The sequence below is a fragment of the Trueperaceae bacterium genome (assembly GCA_031581195.1).
In the GTDB taxonomy this organism is placed as follows: domain Bacteria; phylum Deinococcota; class Deinococci; order Deinococcales; family Trueperaceae; genus SLSQ01.
The window spans coordinates 1-5,626 of the sequence record JAVLCF010000135.1 but is presented as its reverse complement, the minus strand read 5'-3'; the positions used below and the strand labels follow the sequence as shown (position 1 = coordinate 5,626).

6 protein-coding genes and 1 tRNA gene are annotated in these 5,626 nt (G+C 74.7%); 3 read left to right on the top strand and 4 right to left on the bottom strand.

What is annotated here, in order from left to right:
• Positions 1-61 precede the first annotated feature (61 nt).
• The 4 genes from trpS to RI554_10265 form a co-directional block, all read right to left on the bottom strand.
• Positions 62-1,072 carry a tryptophan--tRNA ligase gene (trpS, locus tag RI554_10280; GenBank protein ID MDR9392401.1) on the bottom strand — a complete coding sequence of 337 codons (1,011 nt, stop codon included), beginning with the start codon at positions 1,070-1,072 and terminating at the stop codon, positions 62-64.
• A 61-nt stretch (positions 1,073-1,133) separates the two neighbouring features.
• Positions 1,134-2,273 carry a M23 family metallopeptidase gene (locus RI554_10275; GenBank protein MDR9392400.1) on the bottom strand — a complete coding sequence of 380 codons (1,140 nt, stop codon included), beginning with the start codon at positions 2,271-2,273 and terminating at the stop codon, positions 1,134-1,136.
• Positions 2,270-2,869, bottom strand: a complete 600-nt coding sequence (hpt, locus tag RI554_10270) for a hypoxanthine phosphoribosyltransferase (GenBank protein ID MDR9392399.1) — start codon at positions 2,867-2,869, stop codon at positions 2,270-2,272. Before hpt ends, RI554_10275 begins: the two co-directional genes overlap by 4 nt.
• A gap of 65 nt (positions 2,870-2,934) precedes the next feature.
• Complete coding sequence (locus tag RI554_10265) at positions 2,935-3,669, bottom strand: pseudouridine synthase (protein ID MDR9392398.1); 735 nt, start codon at positions 3,667-3,669, stop codon at positions 2,935-2,937.
• 37 nt (positions 3,670-3,706) lie between these two features.
• On the opposite strand from RI554_10265, the gene RI554_10260 reads away from it, so the two are divergent.
• The 3 genes from RI554_10260 to RI554_10250 all read left to right on the top strand — a co-directional run bounded on the left by RI554_10260 (position 3,707) and on the right by RI554_10250 (position 5,590).
• Positions 3,707-4,795 carry an aminopeptidase gene (locus RI554_10260; protein MDR9392397.1) on the top strand — a complete coding sequence of 363 codons (1,089 nt, stop codon included), beginning with the start codon at positions 3,707-3,709 and terminating at the stop codon, positions 4,793-4,795.
• 51 nt (positions 4,796-4,846) lie between these two features.
• Complete coding sequence (locus RI554_10255; protein ID MDR9392396.1) at positions 4,847-5,299, top strand: rhodanese-like domain-containing protein; 453 nt, start codon at positions 4,847-4,849, stop codon at positions 5,297-5,299.
• Between the two features lie 204 nt (positions 5,300-5,503).
• Positions 5,504-5,590, top strand: a tRNA-Leu gene (locus RI554_10250).
• Positions 5,591-5,626 lie beyond the last annotated feature (36 nt).

Below are 5,626 nucleotides of genomic sequence, written 5' to 3'. Positions count from 1 at the left end.
CGCGCGGCGCGCCCCTCGCCCAGGCGTGCGGTGGGGGTCGGGATGGGCCGCAAGGGGGGCGTCAGGCGCCGACCCCGAGGGCGTCCTGCGCGCGTTTCAGGGTGGCGGCGGCGTGCTCGCGGGCGCGGTCGGCGTTGCGGGCGAGGATCGCATCGAGTTCCGCCGGGTCGGCGGCGTACGCCTCGTAGCGTTCGCGGATCGGCCTCACGGTCTCCAGGATCGCCTCGAGGACGTCCTTCTTGAGGTCGCCGTAGCCGCGGCCTTCGTAGCGGTCGGCGAGCGTCTCGTACGTCTCGCCGGTGAGGCTGCGCAGCACCCCGAGGAGGTTGCGGACGCCGGCGCCGGCGTGCTCGAAGCGGAACTCCCGCCCGGAGTCGGTGACGGCGCTCATGACGGTCTTCTTGATGACCCGCTCGTCGTCGAGGAGGTTCACGGCGTGCCGGTCGCGGACCTGCGCGACGCTCTTCGACATCTTCGCGTCGGGCTCGTCGAACCCCATGACGCGCGCGCCGCTCGGGGGGACGGTCGCGTCGGGCAGGGTGAAGACCTCCCCGAACAGGTGGTTGAAGCGCTGCGCGATGTCGCGCGTCAGCTCGACGTGCTGCACCTGGTCCTCGCCGACCGGGACGAGGTCGGTGTCGTACAACAGGATGTCGGCCGCCTGCAGGACCGGGTAGTCCAGGAGGCCGGTGGAGACGCTCTCGCGCGTCTCGCTCTTCGCTTTGAACTGCGTCATGCGGTGCAGCCACCCGAGCGGCGTGGTGCAGTTCAGGAGCCAGGTGAGTTCGGCGTGCTCGCGGACGTGCGACTGCACGAACACGAGGTTCGCGTCGGGGTCGATGCCGCTCGCGAAGTACAGGGCGGCGACCTCGCGGCTCTTCGCCTTGAGCGTGGCGGGGTCGATCGCTTCGGGGACGGTGATCGCGTGGAGGTCGACGACGCAGAAGACGTTGTCGCGTTCGTGCTGGTGCTCGACCCACTGGCGCAGCGCCCCGAGGTAGGTGCCGAGGTGCAGGTCGCCGCTGGGTTGGATGCCGGAGAAGACGCGCGGGCGTGCGCCGGGCTCGCTCATGAGGCCGCAGACTAGCACCCCGGGCAGCCCCTCGGGGGCGGGGCCGGCGCGGCGGGGGTCGTCAGGGGCGGGTGCGGTCCACCCACGCCAGCGGGTCGCTGGGGACGCCGTCGACCCGCACCTCCCAGTGCAGGTGCGGGCCGGTGCTGAGGCCGGTGTTGCCGACCGCGCCGAGCACGTCGCCGGCCGCGAGCACGTCGCCGACCTGCACCGCGACGGCCGAGAGGTGGTAGTGCCGGCTGGTGACGCCGGCGCCGTGATCGAGGATCACGGTGCCGCCCTTGATGGGGAGGGCCTCGGCGAGGCGGACGACGCCGTCGTTCGTCGCGGCGACCGGCGTGCCGGTGGGGACGGCGACGTCCTCGCCGACGTGGAAGCTGACCGGGCCGCCGGGCGCGTACGTGCGCGACGTCGCGAAGCCCGACGTGCCGCGCCCCTCGATCGGGAGGCGGAACGCCGACGTCCAGCGGGGCGGGTCGCGCGGGTCGGCGGCCGCCGCGGCGAGGCGCTCCGCCTCGAGCGCGCGCGCCTCGGGCGTGATCACCGACAGGGTGGCGGCGTCGACGTTCAGGTCCTGGTGGGGCGTGGCGAGCGGACCGAAGGGGACCGCGAGGGCGCGGACGCGGTCGCGGTCGAGGCCGTCGCGCCAGGTGACGACGCCGTCGAGGCGGCCGGCGTCGCGCTGGAGCGGCACCGCGCCGAACGCGACGAGGCCGCCCTCGTCGCGGTGCACGACGAGGTCGCGGCCGCCCACGCGGACGGCGAGGTCGGCCAGCGGCGCGTCGGGGGGCGCGACGTCGAGAGCGACGTGGAAGGGGGCGCCCGGTCGCGCGCCGCCGACGACGCGCGGCGTGACGTCGGCGGGCGTGACGCCCTCGACGGTGCGGCGCACCTCGGTGCGGTTCCCCGCGGCGTCCTCGGCGACGACGCGCAGCTCGCGCACGCCGGCGACGGCGACGGGCGTCGCGGTCCAGGCCTGCTCGACGGCGCTGAGCGTCGCGCCGCCGTACGTGAGGCGGTAGCGGGCGGGCTCGTCGGCGCTGAGCCGGACCGGGAACGGCGCACCGACCTCGGTGCGGGCGGGCGTCTCGATCCACACGTTCGGGGGGTCGGCGTCGCGCATCATCTGGCCCACGCCCCACCCCACGCCGAGGACGGCGAGGAGGGCGAGGCCCGCGGTGCGGCGCCGGCGGCGGGTCACTCCCCGGCCGCCTCCGCCTCCTCGCGCGTCATGCTGGTGACGAACGGCAGGTTGCGGTACGCGTGGGCGACGTCGAGGCCGTAGCCGTAGACGAAGGCGTCGTCGATCTCGAACCCGAGGTAGTCGACGTGCACGTCGACGGTGCGGCGCGAGGGTTTGCTGAGGAGGCTGGCGACCTTCAGCGACAGCGGTTCGCGGCCCTCGAGGTACTGCAGCAGGTAGCGCATGGTGAGGCCGGTGTCCACGATGTCCTCGACGAGGACGACGTGTTTGCCTTTGAGGCTCTGGTCGAGGTCCTTGACGAGTTGGACTTCGCCGGCGCTTTCGGTGCGGCTGCCGTAGCTGGAGACGCTGAGGAAGTCGACGGTGAGGGGGGCGTCGATGGCGCGCACGAGGTCGGCCATGAACAGGAACGCGCCGTTGAGGACGCAGACGAGGTGCAGCGGTTCGCCGGCGTGATCGGCGGCGATGGCCGCCCCGAGCGCCGCGACGCGGGCGCGGAGGTCCGCTTCGGCGATCTGGACGGTGCCGGCGCCGGGCGTGAAGACCGTGTCGGTCGCAGGGGCGTGCGTCGGGTCGTTCGCGGGGTCGGGCATGCAGCCTCCGGGGCGCGGGGGCGTGCCGGACGCCCGGGGGGTGGGGGCGGGCGGTCGGCCCGCCGTCAGGTGCCGCGCTGGGTCGGATGATACCCGAGGGCGCGGCGTTCCTCGGAGGTCGCGCGGCGCCAGGCGCCGGGGGCCAGGTCGCCGAGCGCGAGGCCGGCGACGTGGGTGCGCACCAGCCGTTCGACCGGGGCGCCGACCGCGGCGAGCATGCGCCGCACCTGGCGGTTGCGGCCCTCGTGCAGGTCGAGGACCACGCCGCCGGGCGCGGGCGCCACCCGGTCGGCGCGGGCGGGCCCGTCGTCGAGCGTCACGCCCCGCCGGAGGGCGGCGAGGGCGGCGGAGGGCGGGGTGCCCCCGCGGCACCAGGCGCGGTAGGTCTTGACGTGCTCGAAGCGCGGGTGGGTGAGGCGTTGCGTGAGGCCGCCGTCGTCGGTGAGGAGCAGCAGGCCTTCGCTGTCGCGGTCGAGGCGCCCGACGGGGTGCAGGCCGGGGACGTGCGGCACGAGCTCGAGGACGGTGGCGCGCCCCTGCGGGTCGTGGGCGGTGCTGACGACGCCGGCCGGTTTGTGCAGGAGCAGGATCGTGCCGCGTTCGCCGGCGGTCACGACGCGTCCGTCGACGCGGACCTCGGTGCCGGGCGGAACGCGCGCGCCGAGGCGCGCGGGGGTGCCACCGACGGCGACGCGGCCCGCTTCGATCCACGCCTCCGCCTTGCGGCGCGAGGGGGCGACGCCGGCCTGGACGAGCCACTTCTGGAGGCGTTCGCCGGTGGGGGCGTCGGGGGTCGGCACGCCGCGATGCTACCCGTCCGGCGGGTAGGCTCGGGCCATGAGCGACCCCAGGATCGTCCGGTACGCCGACCTGTTGTTGGACTACTGCTGCGAGGTGCAGTCGGGGGACACCGTCGCGCTGCACGTGGAGACGCCGGCGACGCCGCTGGCGCGCGCGCTGGTGCGCGGCACGCTGCAGCGCGACGCGATTCCGGCGCTGCACCTCAGCTACCCCGAGTACGCGCAGGACCTCGCGGAGTGCGCCGGCGAGCGCTTCCTGACGAGCGACCCGGCCCTCGAGCGGTTCGAGATCGAGCGGGCGGACGCCTGGATCGGCGTGGCGGCGCCGACGAACCGGCGGGCGTTGCAGGACGCCGACCCGGCGGTGCTGGGGCGGCTCGAGGCGCGCTCGCGCCCGGTGCGCGAGGCGCGGGTGGAGACGACGCGGTGGGTGGGGACGCTGTTCCCCACCGCCGCCGGCGCGCAGGATGCCGGGATGTCGCTCGATGCGTTCCACGATTTCACGTTCCGGGCGATGCACCTGGACGACGCGGACCCGGCTGCGGCGTGGCGGGCGCTGGGGGCGCGGCAGGCGGCGTGGATCGAGCGCTTCGCGCGCGCCGACGCCGTACGCATCGAGGGCGACGGGACGGACCTGACGCTGCGGGTCGGCGGGCGGACGTGGGTGAACAGCGACGGCAAACGCAACATGCCTTCGGGGGAGATCTTCACCGGCCCGCACGAGGCGAGCGCGGAGGGGGTCGTGACGTTCGACGTCCCCAGTTTCGTGTCGGGGCGGGAGGTGCGTGGGGTGCGCCTGCGCTTCGAGGGGGGCGTCGTCACCGAGGCGTCGGCGGAGGTCGGAGAGGACCTGCTGCTCGAGCGCTTGGGGCGCGACGACGGCGCGCGGCGGTTGGGGGAGCTGGGGATCGGCACGAACGCGGAGATCGACCGGCCGACGGGCAGCACCCTGTTCGACGAGAAGATCGGTGGGACGGTGCACCTGGCGCTCGGGCGTTCGTACCCGCAGACGGGGGGCGTGAACGAAAGCGCGATCCATTGGGACCTGGTCCGCGACCTGCGGCGTGGGGGGACGCTGTCGCTCGATGGGGAGGTCGTGCAGCGCGACGGGGTGTTCCTGGTGTGACGCGCCGGCGCGGCGCTTGACGCCGATACCCCACCCGGGTATCTTGGCGGCATGGCGAACCGAACCTCCTCGCAGCCCAAGGCCGCGTCCTCCCGCATGCCGCTCCTGATCGGCGTGATCGGGGCCGCCACGGCGATCGTGGCGACCCTGCTCGTCACGACGTTCGGCGGGGCGAGCGGCGAACCGCTCACCACCCTCTCCGTCCACGACCTCCGCGACGCCCTGCAGGAGGGCGACCCGGTCGTGCTCGACGTGCGCGAACCCTGGGAGTACGAACAGGGGCACGTCGAGGGGGCTCGGCTCATGCCGCTGATTCAGAACACCGCCGCCGCCGCCGAGCGCGCGAACCTCGACAAGGACGCCCCCGTGTACGTCATCTGCCGCACCGGGAGCCGCTCGATGCAGGCCTCGCGCGACCTCGTGGAGGCCGGCTTCACCGACGTCCGCAACGTCGCCGGCGGCATCACCGAGTGGGCGGCGGCCGGCTACGACGTCGTGAACTGACCCCCCTCCCCTCCCGGACCGACCGTCACGCGGATGCGCCCGCAGGTCGCCCCGGGACCCTCTCCACGGGCGCGCCCTCCCCTCGGGGTGGGCGCGCCCGCTTCCGTGACGCCGTTGACAGCCCCGAGCCGCGGCGGTATCCTCCCGGTCCGTCGCCCACGGATGCCCTCGCCCCTCGGGCGCGCGCGTCCGCGACGCCACCGCGCCGAAGTGGCGGAATTGGTAGACGCGCATGATTCAGGGTCATGTGACCGCAAGGTCGTGTGGGTTCAAGTCCCACCTTCGGCACCAGACGCGCCCCCGCCCGCCCGGGGGCGCGTTCTTCGT